Annotated in this window: 1 protein-coding gene; it reads right to left on the reverse strand. The window is 66.1% G+C overall.

Going from position 1 to position 271, the window contains the following annotated elements; all coding sequences use genetic code 11:
- Nucleotides 1-271 (reverse strand): 2OG-Fe(II) oxygenase (locus tag SB772_RS41235; protein ID WP_410838679.1); only part of this gene is annotated, 271 nt, incomplete at both ends.

Raw genomic sequence — 271 nt, forward strand, 5'->3', positions numbered from 1 at the left:
TCCTGGTGGAGACAGTTGTAGTCGCCAGCCGTGTATTGAAGGATCAGCGGCGTCGGACGCGATTGCCCCGCCTGATGACAGCGGCGCAGGAAGGCGGCGTGCTTTGGCGGAAACCGGACGTCGATGCGCATGGCTTCGTTCCATCCGTTCGCGAGCGGCGCGAGACGCGGATAGACGGCTGTGCGCAACGCGCCGACCACGTCGGGCAGCGGGTAGTCGAAGTATTTGTACTCGCCGCGCCCGAAGCCATGCCGCGCCATCACGACGCGGC

Source organism: Paraburkholderia sp. SIMBA_030, assembly GCF_046535245.1.
Taxonomy (GTDB): Bacteria; Pseudomonadota; Gammaproteobacteria; order Burkholderiales; family Burkholderiaceae; genus Paraburkholderia.